The sequence below is a fragment of the Brevibacillus reuszeri genome, from assembly GCF_002897295.1.
Taxonomy (GTDB): domain Bacteria; phylum Bacillota; class Bacilli; order Brevibacillales; family Brevibacillaceae; genus Brevibacillus; species Brevibacillus reuszeri_A.
Map to the genome: position 1 here is coordinate 111,554 of NZ_BEXF01000017.1, position 19,315 is coordinate 130,868.

The following is a 19,315-nucleotide window of genomic DNA, read 5'->3' on the forward strand; positions in this document are numbered from 1 at the left end:
TCGACTTACAAGATTCTCCTAGTAGCATTTTAAAATAATTAGTCAAATAGTCTTAGCAACCTTGTGGCATCATTTTCCGTCAAGAGATGCGTAACAGCCATAATACAACTTCTAAGGAGAATGCATGATGAAAAAATTGGTGTCCGCATCTTTGGTTCTTGCCCTACTAACGAGTGCAGTTCCTGCTGCTTTAGCAAAAGAGGGTGGAGACGGAAATGGTAAAGGAAATGCAAAAGTAGAAGTATCTGAGAAAACGGCGAAAGAAGAAAAGACAACAGATACTGTACAAGACACTGCAGAAAACAATCCTTCTTCAGCCAAATCTGTCCTAGACAATGTGAAAACGAAAAAAGAACTGATTGAGCTGCGTCAGGAATTGAAGCACTCGACCGAGATTACTAGCGAACAGAAAGCAAAATACGAAGCCCTAGTATCCGAGTTAGAAAAACAAGCGGACATCCCTCAATCCCTAGAAGTGCAACTCGAACTAGTAGAGCGTTACTATAATAAGACTGACCGCTCATCTGTCGTCAAGCTGGGCAAACTGCTGAAAGCATCTGGCAGTACCGAGATCACCACACTCTTGGATGGGAAGGTTCTCGTGATGGAGGAAAAACCTTTCGTGCAGGGTGGTAGAGCTCTCGTTCCGATTCGAGCAATCAGTTCCGCGCTGAAAGCGGAAGTGACCTGGGATCCGAAAACAAGCTCAGCTTTGATCACTCGTGGCGATGACTCTATTACACTATACCTGAATAAAAAAGAAGCAACTGTGAATGGAAAAACTGTCGCTCTTGAGATCGCTCCGGTCCTCAAAAACGGTCGCCTGTTCCTGCCGCTGCGGTTTGTCAGTGAACAATTGAAAGCAGAAGTGAATTGGCAGGAAGAAGGCAAAATTGTCTTGATTGACGATTTGCTCAAGGACACGGATGAGGAAAAAACCGAAGCAAATATCGACGAAGAGACCGAATCCACTTCGAATGAAACCCAATCTTAAGTTTTATAACCCTCGCTGCGGCGGGGGTATTTATTTTGCGGTTAGGATGAATGACATGGAACCGCTAAGTTTTTGTGCTTCTGTTGCTTGTGATATATCCCTTTCATAGAAAACAGGCCATACATAAAGTATAAAGATGAAGTTGAAAAAAGAGGTGTCAGGCCGTGGGGAATGAAAAGAAAACGCAAAGCAACGATATCAGGATTGAAAAGCTATGTGTGGATGAAGTGGAGATTAAAGCTGAAAAAGTAGAGATAAAAGCTGAAAAGGTAGTGGGGCCATCTGGATCGTCCAGCTCGCCTTGTCCCGATGAGATCTGTTTTAAAGATTTGAGGAGGAAGCTGAGGAAATTAGAAGGCCAGTTTATTTCAGTCACGATCTCTGGATGTTGTGATATCATCCAAGGAACCATTTTCCGTGTTGACGAAGGAAGCTTGATTCTCAATAGTGGACTCGGTACACGTATTATCCCGATCTGTAAGATTAGTTCAATTGACGCTTGCAGTGTATTGGCTTATGTGACAAATTCGGGGACTCTTGAAGCTCTTGGTAATACGGTCTCTGTCATTAATACAGCAACTGATACCGTAATTGCTACCGTAACTGTAGGAAATGCACCTATTGGAGCAGCGATTACGCCAAATGGAAGAAGAGTGTATGTGCCCAATCAGTTTGACGGAACGGTATCCGTCATTGATACGGCAACCAATACTTCCATTGCTACGATCCCTGTGGGAATTCGTCCTCTCTTAGTGGCAATTACTGCTGACGGAACTAGGGCGTATGTGACAAATGCCGGTACTGTGGGCGTCCTAGACAAGTCCATCTCAGTCATCGATACCACAACGAATACGGTAGTCGCCACGATAACGGAGGGAGTCGGGATTTTTCCATTCGGAATTGCCATCGGCAATACACCAGCCGGGCCAAGGGCATATGTGGCGAATACGATTAATGGCACGGTCTCCATTATCGATGTGAACCCAGCTTCTCCAACATTCAATACGATTATCGCAACCATCACAGTTGGGAATGGACCAATTGATGTTGCAATTACACCGGACGGGACAAGTGTTTTTGTAACGAATTCAGGAGACGGCACTGTCTCGACAATTGACACTGCAACCAATACAGTCATAACAGTCACGGTAGGAGCTGGACCTGCAGGTGTAGGGATTGGGAATACTCCAGAAGGGACAAGAGCCTATGTATTGAATTCAGAAGATGATTCCATCTCTGTCATCGATGCGAGTCCGAACTCTCCAACATTCAATACCGTCATTGCAACCATTACGAAGGGCGTTGGGGATTCTCCCAGTGATGCAGCGTTAACTCCTGACGGAAGAAAGGTTTACGTACCGAATAATCTATCTAACAACGTTTCAGTCATCGATACGGCAACCAATACAATTATCACTACAGTACCAGTAGGGAATAACCCCAATTTAGTCGCGGTTGGAAGAGTTTGTAGCCAGCTATAATTAGTTAGATGGAAAAAAGTATGTGCTGAATGCATTTGAGAATAAAATAGCCCGTCTCTAGTATGAAAGAGACGGGTTTTTTGAATTTAATCCCTTTGTCTAGGCGTTAGTTTGGTTATATCAACTATTGAGCATTGTCTTCGAAAACTAAAGCAGGTTATCGCGCTTCATAGAAAAGTAAAGCGAAGACTAGGAATAAGTGAGTTATAATCTAGTATTTATTTTATAATAACATTACTCTTCTTAGTTTTTTCTCGCGGATGCTGAAATTAAGTCCTTTCTTTAATGAAATTCACCAGTTCGTTTGATTTGTAAGTGGAGTGAATCTATAGTGGAGTACAAGCTCAAGGGGATTGTAGAGAGAAGGAGGTCCAGGAATGGCTGTAAGAATAGTAAATGGTGATCTACTCAGTGCAACCGAAGATATTATTGGACATCAAGTCAATTGCAAAGGTGTTATGGGAAGTGGGGTAGCTAAATTAATCCGGGAGAAGCATCCAGAAGCATATGATTTATACAAAAACAAATGCAATGGTATTTTGGATAAAATTCAACTGCTAGGTGAATGTCAGTTGGTTCAATGCGCGGAAGGTAAAATTGTTGCTAATCTATTTGGGCAGTTTAAATATGGTCGTGGAAAAGAGCAATATACTGATTACTTAGCACTAGAAAGAGCATTGATCGAACTAAAAAATAGGGCTATGAAAACGAACTTAAGCATTGCTCTACCTTTTAATATTGGCTGCGGTCTAGCGAATGGTTCTTGGGATGTTGTCAGCAAGAGGATTGAAGAGATCTATAGCGATTATGATGTGACTTTGTATAAGCTATAATGAGTTAATTCTATAATATGGATGTGTAGGGGAGAAGGAAATCAAATTATTATTTAATGGTAGGGGGTTAACTATGAATGAGAAGGATTGCTTAATGTTAACGTATATTTTTGAAGCGCAAAATCTAACAAGGGCTGCAGAACTTCTCCATATTACACCACCGGCATTAACATATCGACTCCATCAGTTGGAGAAGGATTTTGGAGTTAATATTATATCTAAGAATGGTAGAAGCATTGAATTTACTCCTGAGGGAAGATATCTCGTTCAATATGCAAAGAAAACGTTAGTAGAGTTAAGAAATGCTAAGGATTATGTGTTAAATATGGGGAGTGAACCCCAAGGAACACTGAGACTGGGAGTATCTCGAGTTATTGCACATTACAAACTTCCACCTATCCTAAAGGAATTCTTAAAACTGTATCCCAAGGTTGAAATTAATGTAAATACAGGTATTAGTGATGAGATATACGATTTATTACGGAATGAAGATATTCATGTTGGTATCGTTAGGGGAAACTACCATTGGTCTGAAAAGAAATATTTTGTGAAAGAAGAAAATGTGTATATTATTTCAAAAGAGAAATTTCAACTTGAGAATTTGCCCAAAATTCCAAGAATAAACTATAAAAACAACATCGATTTTAGTGAAGATATTAATAAATGGTGGTATGAACGATTTTCGTTGCCTCCTCTTATCACTATGCAAGTTGATACTTTTGAGATCTGTAAAGAGATGGTGAAAAATGAGCTGGGTTATGCCATTATTCCAGATTGTTTTTTGAAGTCTGAAGATCAACTGCAAACCAAAGAATTGATCTACAAGAGTGGGGATGCGATAACTATGAAAACATGGATCATGTATCGGGAATCAGCCACCCAATTGGCAGTAGTTGATAAGTTCATCAATTACATTACATCGTTTGATATTATGGAATATTCGTGATCTTACTTCCTGAGCAGTGCATCTTGCACTGTTTTTTATTTGAGAAAGCTTAAAAATTTTTTTCAATTCATGATAAAAATATAAAATTTACTTTAATAATACCCCGTGATATTTTAATAGTACAAAAATTATAAAAATTTCTAAGGAGTTGATCTTTTTACATACGTGCTGAAATGTCAGAGTGCAGAGTGAAACAATGCTTAAGGAGCGAATCGAATGTCAGATCAACTAAAGGAAAACTACGAAGGTAAGTCATCAAAGGCGTTTCCGTTTTTTCGTTTTAGGGGTACACATCGCCAGATTGGACAACAATTTGGTGAATCCTGTACCAGCTTAATTAAGAAGCATCTTTATTATTCCCAAGAGCGATTAAATCGTCGGTTTCCGCTTTCTACCCGTAAATTGGAAGAAGCTGTTTTGCAATATCGACCATATGTACAAAAATATGCTGCCTCATTTGATGAGGAGGTTATAGGGATTTCAGAGGGCGCGGGTATCACTGTTGAAGAAGCTTATCTGCTTCAATTGCGAGCTGAAATAAACCACTATTTCAAGTCTCAGAACGAATGTACGACATTTGCAGTTTTGGAAGAGGCGACCTCCAACGGTATACCATTGATCGGACAAAACTGCGACCTTCCTGCTTTTTATTCGGAACTGGGTGTGGTCGTTGAAATCGTTCCTGATCATGGCCCTGCTACCCTGATGCTTACAACAGCAGGTCAAATTTCTTATATCGGGATCAATAATATTGGCATGGGCGTTTTTGCAAACTTTCTAACCTGTGATGGCTGGCGTGTAGGCTTCCCTCGTTATATGTTTTCCCGCCTTGCACTAACTACCTCTACGGTTGAAGATGCAATTCAACTGGTTAGAAGTATTCATCGGGCATCTTCTAGAAACTTGATCATGATGGACAAAAAAGGGGCGGCTGATCTTGAGAACACACCGACTCGTGAGATCATTATTCGACCGGAAAATGGCTTACTAGCCCACTCCAATCACTATACGGCGGCAGAATTGCTTAAAGAGGAGCGATTACATGGAGTTGAACTGGAGAATTCACGAATTCGACTGGATCTCATGCAACGTTTGTTGAAGGAAAATCACGGTAAGCTGAATGTAGATGTCATGCAAGACATTTTACGAGATCGCAGTACATATCCGCACTGTTTGTGTCAAATTCCAGGGGATGAGACAGTACAATCACCAGGTGATAATGGAGCAGACATTATAACCTTTGCATCGGTCATAGCTGAACCAACAAAAGGAAATCTCTGGGTTGCAATCGGACCACCTAATCAGTACGAATACAAACGTTATTCATTTTCAGAAAGTACGGATGGAATAGTAGGAGGGAGATCATTTCATGAAAAGTTCCAGCATGGCTAAAAAATTTTGCCTTCTTTTCCTGGCTCTTTGCTTAATGGGCTGCGGAGCTCAATCCTCACAAAATGAGGCAACAACTTCCGATACAAATATAAATACGGAAACAAAAGTGGGAGGCGAATTGAAAGTTGCCTATCAGGCACAACCCCAGACACTAGATTCGCATGTTACCACATCGCAGGCATCGGCAACCATTGGAAGAAATATCTTTGAAACGCTTGTCACGATAGACACGAAATATCAAATCAAGCCGATGCTGGCAGATTCTTGGGAGCAAAGTGAGGATGGTAAGACGGTCACGTTTCAGCTGCGAAAAGGTGTTCGTTTCCATAATGGAAAAGAAATGACAGCGGAAGATGTTGTGGCTTCTATGAATCGGTGGATCACCATTTCCAGTGCTGGTAAAGATCATTTTGAAGGGGCTTCCTTTGAAGTGAAGGATGCAAATACTGCTATATTACATTTGAAGCAACCAACCGCGACCGCCATGCCAATCCTTGCTTACCTTGGCGGGAATTATCCGGCAATTATGCCGAAGGAAATCATTGATACAGCTGATTCAAAGGGAGTAAAGGATTATGTGGGTACAGGGCCATTTCAATTCAAGGAGTGGAAGCAGGACCAGCATATTCATCTGGCTAAGTACCCAGAGTATCAGACACGGAGCGAAGTGGCTGATGGATTAGCAGGAAAACGAGAAGCTCTGGTGGATGATTTGTACTTCCAATTTACGCCTGATGCATCTACTCAAGTCGCGGGTTTAATAGCCGATGAATATGACGTTGCAGCTGACGTTTCTTACGATAATGTAGAAAGGCTTGAAAGCGATTCTAATATAAAGATTGATATCGCTCCAACGGGAATGTTGAATCTTTACTTCAATAAAAAGAAAGGGCTGTTTACCAACGCGAAGGCACGTCAAGCAATTGGTACGGGAATTGATGCCGAATCCATCTTAATCGGTGCCTATACGAATGAGAAGTACTACAAACTAAATTCTAGCATGATGATGTACTATCAGCTCGGGCAATGGTCCAGCGAAATAGGAAAAGAGTTATATAACCAAAATAATCCGGAAAAAGCAAAACAAATGCTGACGGAAGCGGGTTATAAAGGGGAAGAAATTAAAATTGTAACCAGTAGGGATTATGAGGATATGTACAACGGAGCTGTTGCCTTTCAACAACAGCTGGAAAAAATGGGAGTGAAGACAAAGCTGGAGGTGTACGATTGGCCAACCTTCACAGAGCTGCGTAATGATGAAAACAAATTTGACATCTTAGTGATTACCAATACGCCAAAACCTGAGCCAAGTTCACTGGCTTTTATGAGAAAGGATTTCCCCGGGTGGACGGATAGTCCTGAGCTTGACAAGCTTCTTGTTGCATTTAGAGGAGCACCAAATCTAGAACAAGCTAAAGTTGTCTATGATGATTTGCAAAAGTGGTTCTACGAATATGCTCCCGTAGTCAAAATAGGTGACGGCAACAGCGTTTCGGCAACCCAGATATCTGTAAAAAACATGCGATGGTTAGATGGTCTGATTTTTTGGAACGTATCGAATCAGAAATAGAGAGGGAAAATTTTATTCCACCCATTTACAACTGAAGTGGGTGGAATGTTTTTGGAACTTTTCGAAAAAAAGGAGGGTGAACATTGAACATTTATTTGTTAAAGAGGCTATTCGCCCTTATACCTGTATTGTTTGTTGTATCGTTAGTCATCTTTTTGATCATCCACATTACGCCTGGCGATCCAGCTACTGTTATGTTAGGAGAATCGGCCACGGCCCAGGATATCAAAGTATTGCGGGAACAGCTTGGTCTGAATTTGCCGTTATATCAGCAATATGTGGAGTGGCTTGCGAAAGTATTTCAAGGGGATTTGGGAGAATCCTTTTTTATGAAAGAATCCGTCATGCAGTCTATTTTGAGCCATTTGTCACCAACCATTTCCCTGGCGATACTTGCTCAGATCGTAGCACTAGTCATTGCTATTCCGATTGGGATTAAGGCCGCAATTCGACGAGGGACGGCAACCGACCAAACGATTATGGGGTTTTCGTTGTTGGGGATGGCAGTTCCTAGTTTTCTGCTCGCTCTATTCCTAATACTGTTGGTTGGCGTAAAGCTGCAATGGTTACCTGTTGCCGGTTATAAACCCCTTGAGCTGGGCCTGTGGACACACTTAAAATATCTGATTCTTCCCTCTATTTCATTGGGAGCAATACAGGCTGCATTAATCACAAGGATGACTCGCTCATCCATGCTGGAGGTTTTAAATACCAATTATATTAAAACAGCTCGTGCAAAGGGCGTTAAAGAGCGAGGGGTCATTTATAAGCATGCACTGCGAATCGCTTTTTTGCCGATTTTAACAGTTATCGGGCAAACATTTGGGGGACTGATTACAGGCGCTGTGGTGACTGAATCCATCTTTAACATTCCCGGAATTGGGCAGCTGATTATTAATTCTGTGGAGCGTCGGGATTACGCAGTCATTCAGGGGGTAGTGCTTTTTGTTACGACTGCCTATGTGGTAATCAATCTATTAGTGGATGTGTTGTACGGAATTATCGATCCGAGGGTGAGACTTGAACGGAAATAGAAAGGAGAAATCGGATGGGTGCGCTTGAAATTAACACTGACAATGTCGAGCTTTCTCAAATCAAACACACTTTGAAAAAGGAGCAGAGGCGCTTATTTTACCGCCGTTTTCTAGCAAACAAAATGATGCTTACCGGAAGCCTGGTCATCATCTTGATAACTGTGCTTGCGATTATCGGGCCGTATTTGGTTTCATATGATCCCTATGAGATGGAACCCGCTAATCGCCTTCAGCCACCAGGCCCAGAACACATACTGGGGACAGACAACTTTGGGCGTGATCTCTTAACGCGCATTATTTACGGTGCCCAAGTATCCATCGGCGTAGGATTTTCAGTGACCATCGTAGCATCGGTCATCGGCATGATGATCGGATTATATGCCAGCTACTATCGTGTTCTTGATCAAATCCTGATGCGAGTTTGTGACGGGCTAATGGCGATCCCTGGGATTTTGCTTGCAATTGCACTTGTGGCAGCGCTGGGTCCGAGGAAGGAAAACGTCATTATTGCGCTCGGGATCGTGTTTATTCCTTATGTCGCAAGAATTGTTCGATCTGCAGCGCTAGTTGTTCGCGAAGAAACCTATATTGAAGCCATGAAAGCACAGGGAGCTAGTACCGCACGCATTATTTGGTTGCATATCGCCCCGAATACACTGTCGCCGCTTGTGGTCCAGGCAACCTTTGTGTTTGCCGATGCGATCATTACAGAAGCAGCCTTAAGCTTCTTAGGAGCGGGTGTTCCGACGCCAGACCCTAGCTGGGGCAACATTTTATATGATGGAAAAATGGTGATTTTTAAAGCATGGTGGATGACTGTCTTTCCTGGAATTCTTATTATTTTAACAGTCATGGGTCTGAACTTTTGGGGTGATGGGGTTCGAGATATGGTAGATCCACATTCCAACCACACCTTTAAGCGAAATAAAAAGTGAATGAAAGGGGATTTTCATGAAGAATCAACCTCTCTTGGAAGTAAAAGATCTGAAGGTCCACTTTTTTACCGAGCGTGGTCGGATAACGGCAGTAGACGGAATTTCATTCCATGTCGAAAAAGGAGAAATCGTTGGGGTTGTCGGTGAGTCTGGATGTGGGAAAAGTGTCACATCTCAAGCGATTCTCAGGTTGTTTGATGAAAAGCATACAGCTCAGTATGAGGGAGAAATTCGCTTTAAAGGGAAGGATATGATCAAAATTCCAACGTCGGAGATGGAGCATATTCGGGGCAATGAGATCTCAATCATTTTCCAAGACCCTTTGAGCTCGTTAAATCCTGTATTTACCATCGGTTATCAAATCGTTGAAGCCATTTTATTGCATCAGAATGTATCCAAAAAGGAAGCGTACGTAAAGGCTATCGATTTGTTACGGCTGACGGGAATACCGGCCCCAGAGAAAAGAGTTCATGAATACCCGCATCAATTATCAGGTGGCATGCGGCAAAGGGCCATGATCGCCATGACTCTGGCTTGCCAACCGAGCTTGCTAATTGCGGATGAACCGACAACCGCTTTAGATGTTACGATTCAAGCTCAAATCCTAGACTTGATTCTAAATTTGAACAAAAAGCATGAGATGGGAGTTATCTTTATCACACACGACCTCGGTGTAGTCGCTGAAATTTGTAATCGTGTTGTGGTTATGTATCTGGGGCAAGTCGTGGAAGAAGCTGACACACAAACACTATTTGCGAATCCTTGTCATCCCTATACGAAAGGACTTTTGAAGTCGATACCGCAATTGGATGGTGATCGTTCTCAAAAGCTGCATGTCATTGAAGGGATGGTGCCTACCCTGCACAATATTCCCGTAGGGTGTCGCTTTGCCCCCCGATGTCCGTATGCGGATGATTTGTGTCGTGAACACTCACCAGATATGAAGGAACATACCGAACAGCACAAAGTAAGATGCTGGCATTTTGATAAAATCGCATTAGACGAGGAGGAGAGTTATGTCTCTTATGGCTAATGAAACCAAACAGCCTCTTCTTGATATAAAGGGGCTCAGAAAATACTTTCCTGTAAAAGGACCGTTGGGAGTATTTGGCGGAGTGAAAGGATATGTGAAGGCGGTAAATGACGTATCTTTTCAGCTTTACGAGGGTGAGACATTAGGGATTGTCGGGGAATCCGGTTGCGGAAAAAGTACAATGGGCAGAACGATCTTACGGCTAACAGATCCGACGGAGGGAAAGGCACTCTATAAGGAAGAAGATATCTTTCAACTATCGGGAAAAGAACTTCGTGCCATTCGAAAAGATATGCAAATGGTATTTCAGGACCCTTTTTCATCGTTGAATCCTCGTAAACGTATTGGTCAAACGTTGGAAGAGCCCTTGGCCATTCACTCGATCGGTTCGAAACAGGAGCGTACGGAACGAGTGATGGAAATCATGAATAAGGTGGGGTTACAGCTAGACCACTATTATCGGTATCCACATGAGTTTTCTGGTGGTCAACGTCAACGAATCGGATTGGCAAGAGCCTTGGTTGTCAATCCCAAGATTGTGATCTGTGATGAGCCTGTTTCCGCGCTCGACGTTTCTATCCAATCACAAATCATTAATTTGTTACAGCAGCTACAGGCCGAGTATAAATTGACGTATCTTTTCATCGCGCATGATATTAGCGTGATTCGTCATATTTCTGACCGTATCGGTGTGATGTATTTAGGACACATGGTAGAGCATGCCCCTACTGAAAGCTTATTTGCTAACCCACTGCATCCCTATACGCAAGCCTTATTATCAGCCGTACCGCTACCCAACCCGCAGAAGAAACGAGAGCGGGTTATCCTGCGAGGAGAAATCCCATCTCCTATGAACCTTCCATCCGGGTGCGTTTTTCAAACAAGATGCCCGTATGTGAAGGGTGTTTGCAAGGAAATAGCTCCAGTAAAACAAGAAGTAGCTTCTAATCATTTCGTGTCCTGTCACTTATATGGAGAGGATTATTCACATTGATCCTAGAGGATATAAACTATTGAACCTTAATAAGAGTATAAGTAAATAGGCTATATCAAATTAGATCCCCCAATATCTACGCGTGCATATTGTGCATAGTAGTCTGGGGGATTCAAAAAAAGAGACGCTATCCCGCGTCTCCCTCTTGCTCTGCCGCTGCTTTAAACCCAATCCGCTTAGGAGGATTCGCTGGATCAGCTTTTTTCACTGCCATCAACAGAAAGCTGATCTGACTTACATGCTGAATCAACTCCATCGACGCCCCTCCCTCCGCCGATCCAAAGAATCGAATGAGGCTAGGATTATAATAGCCTATACCCTCTACACGCAAAGTAACATTTTGTCCAAACGAAACGAGACGAATTCCGACTTCGTGGTGTTCATCCAGACCGTTTTCGAACTCCGCAATCATTTCGATCAATTGCTTGTGAAACCCGCTGGCGAGGTTAAGGCCCGCTTGTACTTCGAAAACAGGTAGTTCCTTCGTAGTAAGAGTATTCGGGGAACTAGGTAGGTTGATTTCGTTTAATGCCATAGCAATCCCCCCTTTCTAACAATTATAAGCTATCGGAATCGTTTGAAAAAGAGATTGAATAGAATTTAGAACCATTGAAACTGTAAAAAGGAATCATAAAGATGATACAATTCGCTGCTGGCAGGGAAGTAAATGGAACAACAGAACCATTTTAGTTTAGAGGCTACGCAAAAAGGGATATATGAAATGAAAATCGAAAACTGTACTTATTATCCTGTGTATGAAATATTTGACCTGAAAGAGGAACAAGCGAATGAATGGAATAAACAGACTGAACAATTATATGGAGGCAAACTTTCCAGAACTAGAGCTGGCGCCAGCCCTTTTTTATCACTCTCCGATTGGGTTGCGCTTCGAAATTGGTGTGCCTTACCGGGGGATTGAACATCCTGCTTACTTTCAAACAGTAAAGATGCGATCCATTTTTCTATTCGAAGAGATATTTGATGCGGCTGACGAGATGTGTGTGGTAGTAAATTCATACGAATATCATCTTTTGGACTATCCATTCCTAAATAAGGGTATCAACGTAATTCCTACATTTATCAGAAATAAGGATTTACTAGCGGAAGTGGACCGGGTCGAACTGGAAAGAGAATATGAAGAGGATGGCGAGCTTGCAGGGATAAGCTATCAAAGCTGCGTATGGTGCAAACGAGATGAGATTGATTACAAAGGCATTTTGACAGCAATCGGATATCAAGACTTCCCCCATTTTAATCATCCGTTTACTAGGGAAGGAGTGCATTTTATCAATCCGCGATCCCATATCATTTATCATCTTTATGATGACAGAGGACTTGATGTGGTTTCGAACCATGCTTTCTCTATTAGTGGCCTGTACAGAAAGTATAATAGCTGGATTTTAGACTATGACAGACAACGAATTGACAGCATGTTTAAAAGCTTTTGATGAAAAAGGCTGTATCAGATTGTTCGCGTGAAGAAGCTAGCCAGTGACGAAAGAGAACATCAATTTTTGGCTCTGAAAGCTTTTACAAAGATATGGAGGCATTACAAAGAAACTGGTGAATACCTAGCTCAGGGAGGATATTACGCCTGATCGGCATCAATCCTTTGAAATCTGTTCGAGAGGTGTGAACAAATGAATCGACTGGAGAAAGCGATTCTAATTGCGACACAGGCACACGCGGGACAAGTAGACAAAGGCTGCAATCCTTACATCCTTCATCCACTGAGGATCATGCTGCGGATGAATACAGAGGAGACGATGATCGCAGCTGTTTTGCACGATGTTCTCGAAGATACCAATGTAACGCCTGAAGACCTTTTACAAGCAGGGTTGCCTCGTGAGGTTGTTGCGGGTGTAGTTGCTTTAACCCGGCGAGAGGGTGAAACCTACATGGACTTTATCAAAAGAACAAAACAGGACCCGATAGCAAGATTGGTAAAATTGGCTGATTTAGAGGATAATTGCGATTTAACACGTCTCCCCAATCCAACGAAAGAGGATTTTGACAGAGTGGAGCGTTATAAACTGGCGATTAGTGAACTTCATTCATCTTAAAAAGGAAGCTGCTAGCGTGGCAGTTCTTTGGTCCGTGGTTTGATTGAGGAGTCAAGGGTTCATTACAGTTCGCTCACGAAAATCCCTTAGGGTTGTACCTAAGGGATGCTGTTTATTTCACTCGCTGCACGTACCGCAGACTGAATCGCTCCTTGAATCCACCCGTGATAATCAGAAGCATGCTCACCAGCAAAGTGAACTCTGCCCTCAGGCTTCTCTATATATGATCCGATTCCGGTTTCCTGCAAGGGTTTAAACATAGTGAAGGCGCCAGCTGCAAATGGATCGAGCGCCCAGTTATGCACAACTCCAGTCACAAAAGACTGATATACCACGTCCCCATGGATGCTAGCCATGATTTTGAGAGCCGTCGTGATCTGTTCATCCTTCGACATGCTGATCCAGGGAAGGGCATCATCTTCCCACGTATAACTAACCAGGACAACTCCACCTGATGCTCCAAAATGATGACTCGGATAATAAGAGAGTCGAATGGGCAGGTCCGTAGTAGAGTTGCCTCCATACAGGCCGTTATCTTCCCAGAAGCGGTGGGAAAATTGGATGCCAATTTTTGTGGAGGAAACGTAATGGAGCTGGCGAATAGCCGCCCATTTTTGATAGGAGAACAAGTGATAGGGCTCCACCTTAACAAACTGTAAAAGGGTAAAAGGTAAGGTGATAATTGCAAAATCTGCCGTCACTTGGAAGGGCTCTGAAGTTAAAGTTTGCAAGCCAGAGATAGTCACATGCTCTCCATGCTGGCTGATGGTGGTCATTTTATGGTTAAAGTGAATATTCTCGCGTAGTTGAGGCAAAAATGCACAGGGCAATTTATCAAATCCACCAGAGATTTCATAAAAGTGAGTAGAGGGAGAAAAGAGGATGAAGTCGCGCAAAATTTCCAGAAAGGCAAGCTCGGGAAATCCTTCGAAGCCTGACAAAACATTTATCATATGAACAGCTGCAGCGGACAAGGAAGGTCCGACAGGATTGTTACGCAAGAAAAGTTCCATAGAATACTTGTCGAACGATTCTTTTATGATGGGCCAATGCCTTTCAGGATTCTGGTTAATAAAATCGAGAATTGGCTTGATTGCGAGAAGGGCTAATTCATCAGCCGTTTTGCCACGTTCATTCGGTGCTACTGGGAAGCCAAGAATATCAGGATTTTGATCGTATATCCATCGACGAGTTCTTATTCCATTGACCTGAATCAGATCATTTGGTGTCTGGTTGATAAAATCATTTAAAGGCAGGCGAAATTTCGAAATGTATTCCATAGTTAGCTGGTGGGTGCTAGGAATTCGCATCGCTCCAGCTTCGATGTATTGCCCATCATAAAAAGGAGAACGCATGGTAAAAACACGCCCGCCGACTCGATTGGAGGCTTCTAGTATCGTCACGTGATGTCCAGCTTCTTTCAAAAGTGATCCTGCTACCAGTCCCGCCATTCCGGCACCAACGATGACGATGCGTTTGGGAGAAGACGTTGTGGGTAACCCATTTCTGATTATGGAAACCATTGAAGCTTCAGATTGTTTTGCTGTAAATTCCATTTTGTTCACCTTGGAGTTTGATTGATTTCATGGTATTCGTGGATGTGCCCAGAGGTTCGTCAGGGAATTAAGGTTAACTCAGCATTAACTTTGGATAGCAGACCAGAGGAAGGGGTTTGCTTATGATGAAGATGCCCGTTGTAAACAAACCTTCTTATTCGTTGATGGAACGCCGTGTGCGATGAAAGTTGCCTGCACGGTGTAGGCTCGAACGAAAACCGATCATTTAAGACGGTATAAGTCGAGAATAGCGAGACAACGCCTGCAATTGCAACAGTTGCACCTGAGAGCACAATTTCCAAGATCGTGATTAAATTTAATAAGGCTCTATCAAGTGAGACATTCAACTACACAGATGTAACGCTGGTAATTAACAGCTTTAGGGCCATGGATGGCCAGTGGCCGGCTGCATGGAATGGAGACCAACATGCTCTTTCTATGGACTGGGACCGTTCCGATGTGAACAGTCCGATTTTAACGGTCTATACGGATGTGACTGGCGAATTTACAGATATTCATGTCTTCTTTACTAGCAATATAATAGACATCCATGGGAAACATATCTCTGAAGCAACTCCTTAAACTTACAGCCCATCAACGGCCCTCGGGATAAAACCTGGGGGTTTTTTTTCTATCACTTTAGGTGGAGTTTAAAGATTGGAGATTCTCGAATAAAGCGATTCGCGAGCGAAGGAAGAACTGAGGAAGCGAAGCAAGCAGGTAGACGGAGATCACCCGGCAAAAATGAGTTCGACTGATTTTTCGCGGACGAGTTGAAAGAATTGGTTCAGCTCTGCCATATTATTCGAGATACGATCTGAACTAGCACAAATAACTTTTGTAATCATACCAGATTGAATGTCCTCAACAAGTTGAGATAAGCCTAGGCGTTCAGCATCAGTGCCAGTAGTGCTGAATTCCATATACATCTTTTGCTCTGATTTTCCCACGAAGGGTAAGCACTTTTCGATTTGCTGCTGAACCTCGATAAATTCATTTGTTTCCGTTCTGACAAAAACTGCTACCATGTAAATCACCTCTGAAGATGGGTACTATCCAATCAATTTAACATAAACAGCATTTTCTTAAAACTATATTTCACGATTGCATCAACTTGATACCTGTGCATATAATAAGAACATCAAAAAAAATTGATGAATGAGGTTGTATGTAATGAACAATATCAAGCAACAGTTGGAGCAATATGAGAAGAAATTCAAAGCTCTCGCCGATCAAAAGCGACTAGAAATTATGTATGAGCTATGCCAGAGAGGAAAAACATGCGTATGTGACCTCACAGAAATTTTTGATATGCCACAATCCAAGCTCTCCTACCATCTCAAGATTTTACTGGACGCAAACCTGATACTGAAAGAAACCAAAGGTACATGGAGCTATTACGATTTAAACGATGATGAAGTGAACCAGCTTTTATCAGAAGAGCTTTGCTGTGTCTTCAGAAAAACAGGGAAAGGGAGCTGCTGCTAATTTTTTTTTAAACCTTACATCAATTTTTTTTGATGAACAGAAAATAAAGGAGGAGTAAGTAATGAAGTATGCTCATGTAGGGATTAACGTAACCAATCTGGAGAAATCTATTGAATTCTATGGGAAAGTATTCGGAGCAGAGCCTGTAAAGGTAAAGCCCGATTATGCAAAGTTTCTGCTAGAAAATCCGGGACTTAACTTTACATTAAATGTCCGGGATGTTGTTCATGGAAATCAAGTGAATCACTTTGGCTTCCAGGTTGCGAGTGCAGATGAAATTATAGCCCATAAGCAGAGGCTGGAAAACGAAGGCTTCTTTGCACGTGATGAGCTGGATAAAACATGCTGCTATGCTGTTCAGGATAAATTTTGGGTCACAGATCCAGATGGAAATGAATGGGAGTTTTTTTACACAAAGGCTGACAGTGACATCCGTAAAATCGAGTTTACATCCTGCTGTGTAGAGGCAAATACAGACACAAACAACGCGTCTTGCTGCTAAAACCAAACAGGAGAGTGTTCATGAAACAATTATCATTTTTAGATCGTTTCTTGACCCTTTGGATTTTCCTTGCGATGGCGATTGGAATTGCTGTTGGCACGTTTGCCCCGGGTTTGGCAGGTAGTTTGAACAGCATGCAAATAGGCACCACCTCTATCCCTCTTGCTGTTGGCTTAATTCTGATGATGTACCCTCCTTTAGCGAAGGTGCGCTACGAGGAGATGGGACGTGTTTTTGGGGACGGGAAGGTTTTGCTGCTGTCCCTGATTCAGAACTGGGTGATTGGCCCTGTGTTGATGTTTGTATTGGCGATCATTTTCTTGCCAGATAAACCGGAATACATGGTTGGGCTGATACTGATTGGTTTGGCACGATGCATTGCTATGGTGATTGTCTGGAATGACCTGGCAAAAGGGGACACAGAATATGCGGCAGGGCTTGTAGCTTTTAATTCTGTATTTCAGATGCTTTTCTTTTCTGTTTATGCCTATGTGTTTGTCACCATTATTCCAGAATGGCTCGGCATCCAGGGTGCAGTCGTAAGCATTAGGATGGCAGAAGTGGCCAAATCTGTTTTTATCTATTTGGGGATTCCTTTTCTAACAGGGATGCTGACTCGCTTCTTTCTCGCAAAAGCAAAGGGCAGACTGTGGTATGAGAAGATGTTTATTCCCAAAATAAGCCCCGTTACATTGATTGCTCTACTCTTTACCATCATTCTGATGTTCTCCATAAAAGGAGAGAGCATCGCTCGTGTGCCGTTAGATGTTGTCCGCATCGCCATTCCACTTCTTATTTACTTTGTAGTGATGTTCTTTATTTCTTTCTTTATGGGGAAGAAAATAGGTGCAGCATATCCGGTTACGACGACTCTTGCTTTTACAGCAGGAAGTAATAACTTTGAGCTTGCGATCGCTGTAGCCGTTGGTGTGTTTGGGATTCACTCGGGTGCCGCTTTTGCGGCTGTGATTGGCCCTCTCGTTGAAGTTCCCGTGATGATTGCTTTGGTACAGGTAGCATTATGGTTCAAATGTAAGCATTTTGCGAACACTTCTCCCAATTAACTCGAAAAGGTGAGTCTGTCATGGAAAACAAAAAAACCATCTACTTCTTATGCACAGGAAATTCGTGCCGCAGCCAAATGGCTGAAGCGTGGGGAAAGAAATACGTAGGTGACCGGTGGAATGTATTTTCAGCAGGAATTGAAGCTCATGGCGTCAACCCGAATGCGGTTCGTGCTATGCAGGAGGTGGGGTTAGACATCACTTCGCAAACATCAGATGTGATTGACCCAGCAATATTAAACGAGGCTGATCTGGTCGTGACCCTATGCAGCCATGCAGATGCTGTTTGCCCGACCACGCCTCCGCACGTAAAACGCGTTCACTGGGGATTTGACGATCCCGCGGGTAAAGAGTGGTCTGAATTTCAACGAGTTCGTGATGAAATTGGGGCGCGTATAAAAGCCTTTATGGAAGCTGGATATTAGGGATAAGGGGACTATTTCTCCAAACGAATTGAAAAATGGGAGTGTCTGAAGGACAGTATTTGCAGGTAAATGCTGAAGACGGACACTCTTTTTTTATTGGGATGAAGTATTCGAATTCTAGCGAGGTTACCTTTTTGACGAGACATGAAGCAGGAAATCGTTATTCGAAACCGAAGTGAGCGTAAAAGGTTTATGGAGGGGTATGAAGTGAACTTTCATTTGATGACCATGGCTGAAGCACAAGAAATCATAAAGTGGAAATATCCACAGGAGTATTCGTTTTATAATTTTGATGATAGCACTGAAACCATACAGGAACTGCTGGACGGTACCTACTATGCTGCTTGCGACGATGATGATCAGCTGATAGGCTTTTTTTGTTTTGGACAAAACGCTCAAGTTCCGGAAGGGAGAAAGCAAAATCTGTATACCGGGGAAAACGTGCTCGATATCGGACTTGGGCTGAAGCCTGAATGGACTGGAAAAGGAAGAGGACAATCATTTTTACAAGCAGGAATTGCATTCGCTAGGCAGCAATTTAAACCAGAGTATTTGCGATTAAGTGTGGCAGCCTTTAATGCCCGAGCTATGAAGGTGTATGCGAGAATGGGATTTACTGAAACGTCCTCTTTTGTGAACAATGGGACTGCGTTTAACGTGATGGTGATGAAGGTGGATAAATAGACGGGGGATACGCATGGGAAATTGTATTGATTTATACGAAGGGATGGAGAAGGACGGCATCAGTATGTCAAACGGGACTACCTCTGTTGTCATTTCTGTTCTCGTTTTAGCTGGCTCCAGGCTGGCTATATCTGAAAGACACAAGGAACTGATTGTCTGGCTAGCCTATCAGGATCAGTACATCAGAGGTATCGGTGAAGTGCACCCCTTAAAGTAGACATTGGAAAAACACCCTGGTGTTAAAACCGATGATTATTTTAGGGGGTGCTTTTTTTCATGGCTAAAAAGGGGCAAAAATTCCAATCATTTAGTTTTGAGTTA

General features: G+C 42.7%; 22 protein-coding genes. 19 read left to right on the forward strand and 3 right to left on the reverse strand.

The features are described from left to right. Nucleotides 1-127 precede the first annotated feature (127 nt). From C3B52_RS23780 to C3B52_RS23825, 10 genes are all read left to right on the forward strand, one after another. Nucleotides 128-994: a stalk domain-containing protein gene (locus tag C3B52_RS23780; RefSeq protein WP_103108861.1), complete on the forward strand. Its 867-nt coding sequence runs from the start codon at nt 128-130 to the stop codon at nt 992-994. 164 nt (nt 995-1,158) lie between these two features. Beyond that, nucleotides 1,159-2,475 (forward strand): YncE family protein, encoded by a 1,317-nt coding sequence (locus tag C3B52_RS23785; RefSeq protein ID WP_103108862.1) that lies wholly within the window; start codon nt 1,159-1,161, stop codon nt 2,473-2,475. Between the two features lie 377 nt (nt 2,476-2,852). Then, nucleotides 2,853-3,308: a macro domain-containing protein gene (locus C3B52_RS23790; protein ID WP_103108863.1), complete on the forward strand. Its 456-nt coding sequence runs from the start codon at nt 2,853-2,855 to the stop codon at nt 3,306-3,308. 73 nt (nt 3,309-3,381) lie between these two features. Next, on the forward strand, nt 3,382-4,254 hold the full coding sequence (locus tag C3B52_RS23795) for a LysR family transcriptional regulator (RefSeq protein WP_103108864.1): 873 nt from the start codon (nt 3,382-3,384) through the stop codon (nt 4,252-4,254). Nucleotides 4,255-4,470: 216 nt separating this feature from the next. Next, nucleotides 4,471-5,646: a C45 family autoproteolytic acyltransferase/hydolase gene (locus C3B52_RS23800; RefSeq protein WP_103108865.1), complete on the forward strand. Its 1,176-nt coding sequence runs from the start codon at nt 4,471-4,473 to the stop codon at nt 5,644-5,646. Next, nucleotides 5,624-7,216 carry an ABC transporter substrate-binding protein gene (locus C3B52_RS23805; protein ID WP_235615841.1) on the forward strand — a complete coding sequence of 531 codons (1,593 nt, stop codon included), beginning with the start codon at nt 5,624-5,626 and terminating at the stop codon, nt 7,214-7,216. The genes C3B52_RS23800 and C3B52_RS23805 overlap by 23 nt, the downstream gene beginning before the upstream one ends. Before the next feature lie 83 nt (nt 7,217-7,299). Further along, nucleotides 7,300-8,250 carry an ABC transporter permease gene (locus tag C3B52_RS23810; RefSeq protein WP_103108866.1) on the forward strand — a complete coding sequence of 317 codons (951 nt, stop codon included), beginning with the start codon at nt 7,300-7,302 and terminating at the stop codon, nt 8,248-8,250. 14 nt (nt 8,251-8,264) lie between these two features. After that, nucleotides 8,265-9,185 carry an ABC transporter permease gene (locus C3B52_RS23815; protein WP_103108867.1) on the forward strand — a complete coding sequence of 307 codons (921 nt, stop codon included), beginning with the start codon at nt 8,265-8,267 and terminating at the stop codon, nt 9,183-9,185. A 16-nt stretch (nt 9,186-9,201) separates the two neighbouring features. Then, a complete protein-coding gene (locus C3B52_RS23820) occupies nt 9,202-10,218 on the forward strand; it encodes an ABC transporter ATP-binding protein (protein WP_103108868.1) in 1,017 nt (338 codons plus the stop codon). After that, on the forward strand, nt 10,202-11,212 hold the full coding sequence (locus tag C3B52_RS23825; RefSeq protein ID WP_103108869.1) for an ABC transporter ATP-binding protein: 1,011 nt from the start codon (nt 10,202-10,204) through the stop codon (nt 11,210-11,212). The genes C3B52_RS23820 and C3B52_RS23825 overlap by 17 nt, the downstream gene beginning before the upstream one ends. A 127-nt stretch (nt 11,213-11,339) precedes the next feature. Here C3B52_RS23825 and C3B52_RS23830 read toward each other — a convergent pair whose 3' ends face one another. Next, a complete protein-coding gene (locus C3B52_RS23830) occupies nt 11,340-11,747 on the reverse strand; it encodes a DUF6173 family protein (RefSeq protein ID WP_103108870.1) in 408 nt (135 codons plus the stop codon). 253 nt (nt 11,748-12,000) lie between these two features. On the opposite strand from C3B52_RS23830, the gene C3B52_RS23835 reads away from it, so the two are divergent. Together C3B52_RS23835 and C3B52_RS23840 are read left to right on the forward strand one after the other, a co-directional pair. Next, nucleotides 12,001-12,660 carry a DUF3885 domain-containing protein gene (locus C3B52_RS23835; RefSeq protein ID WP_103108871.1) on the forward strand — a complete coding sequence of 220 codons (660 nt, stop codon included), beginning with the start codon at nt 12,001-12,003 and terminating at the stop codon, nt 12,658-12,660. A 192-nt stretch (nt 12,661-12,852) separates the two neighbouring features. After that, on the forward strand, nt 12,853-13,275 hold the full coding sequence (locus C3B52_RS23840) for an HD domain-containing protein (protein ID WP_103108872.1): 423 nt from the start codon (nt 12,853-12,855) through the stop codon (nt 13,273-13,275). Nucleotides 13,276-13,373: 98 nt separating this feature from the next. Here the strand turns inward: C3B52_RS23840 and C3B52_RS23845 are convergent, their stop codons facing one another. Beyond that, a complete protein-coding gene (locus tag C3B52_RS23845; RefSeq protein WP_103108873.1) occupies nt 13,374-14,831 on the reverse strand; it encodes a flavin monoamine oxidase family protein in 1,458 nt (485 codons plus the stop codon). Between the two features lie 306 nt (nt 14,832-15,137). On the opposite strand from C3B52_RS23845, the gene C3B52_RS23850 reads away from it, so the two are divergent. After that, entirely contained in the window at nt 15,138-15,413 is a 276-nt protein-coding gene (locus C3B52_RS23850; protein WP_103108874.1) for a hypothetical protein, read from the forward strand. A 149-nt stretch (nt 15,414-15,562) separates the two neighbouring features. On the opposite strand, the gene C3B52_RS23855 is transcribed toward C3B52_RS23850, so the two are convergent. Next, complete coding sequence (locus C3B52_RS23855; RefSeq protein ID WP_103108875.1) at nt 15,563-15,859, reverse strand: recombinase family protein; 297 nt, start codon at nt 15,857-15,859, stop codon at nt 15,563-15,565. 145 nt (nt 15,860-16,004) lie between these two features. On the opposite strand from C3B52_RS23855, the gene arsR reads away from it, so the two are divergent. The 6 genes from arsR to C3B52_RS23885 all read left to right on the forward strand — a co-directional run bounded on the left by arsR (nt 16,005) and on the right by C3B52_RS23885 (nt 19,211). After that, on the forward strand, nt 16,005-16,319 hold the full coding sequence (gene arsR, locus C3B52_RS23860) for an arsenical resistance operon transcriptional regulator ArsR (RefSeq protein ID WP_103108876.1): 315 nt from the start codon (nt 16,005-16,007) through the stop codon (nt 16,317-16,319). Between the two features lie 61 nt (nt 16,320-16,380). Then, on the forward strand, nt 16,381-16,821 hold the full coding sequence (locus C3B52_RS23865) for an ArsI/CadI family heavy metal resistance metalloenzyme (RefSeq protein ID WP_103108877.1): 441 nt from the start codon (nt 16,381-16,383) through the stop codon (nt 16,819-16,821). Between the two features lie 20 nt (nt 16,822-16,841). Continuing rightward, nucleotides 16,842-17,885, forward strand: coding sequence for an ACR3 family arsenite efflux transporter (gene arsB, locus C3B52_RS23870; RefSeq protein ID WP_103108878.1), 1,044 nt, complete (start codon nt 16,842-16,844; stop codon nt 17,883-17,885). A 20-nt stretch (nt 17,886-17,905) separates the two neighbouring features. Next, the gene (gene arsC / locus C3B52_RS23875) at nt 17,906-18,310 is read left to right on the forward strand and encodes an arsenate reductase (thioredoxin) (protein ID WP_103108879.1); all 405 of its coding nucleotides are present in this window, start codon (nt 17,906-17,908) and stop codon (nt 18,308-18,310) included. 207 nt (nt 18,311-18,517) lie between these two features. Further along, nucleotides 18,518-18,994, forward strand: a complete 477-nt coding sequence (locus C3B52_RS23880; protein WP_103108880.1) for a GNAT family N-acetyltransferase — start codon at nt 18,518-18,520, stop codon at nt 18,992-18,994. A 13-nt stretch (nt 18,995-19,007) separates the two neighbouring features. Then, nucleotides 19,008-19,211: a hypothetical protein gene (locus C3B52_RS23885; protein WP_103108881.1), complete on the forward strand. Its 204-nt coding sequence runs from the start codon at nt 19,008-19,010 to the stop codon at nt 19,209-19,211. The last annotated feature ends 104 nt before the right edge of the window (nt 19,212-19,315 follow it).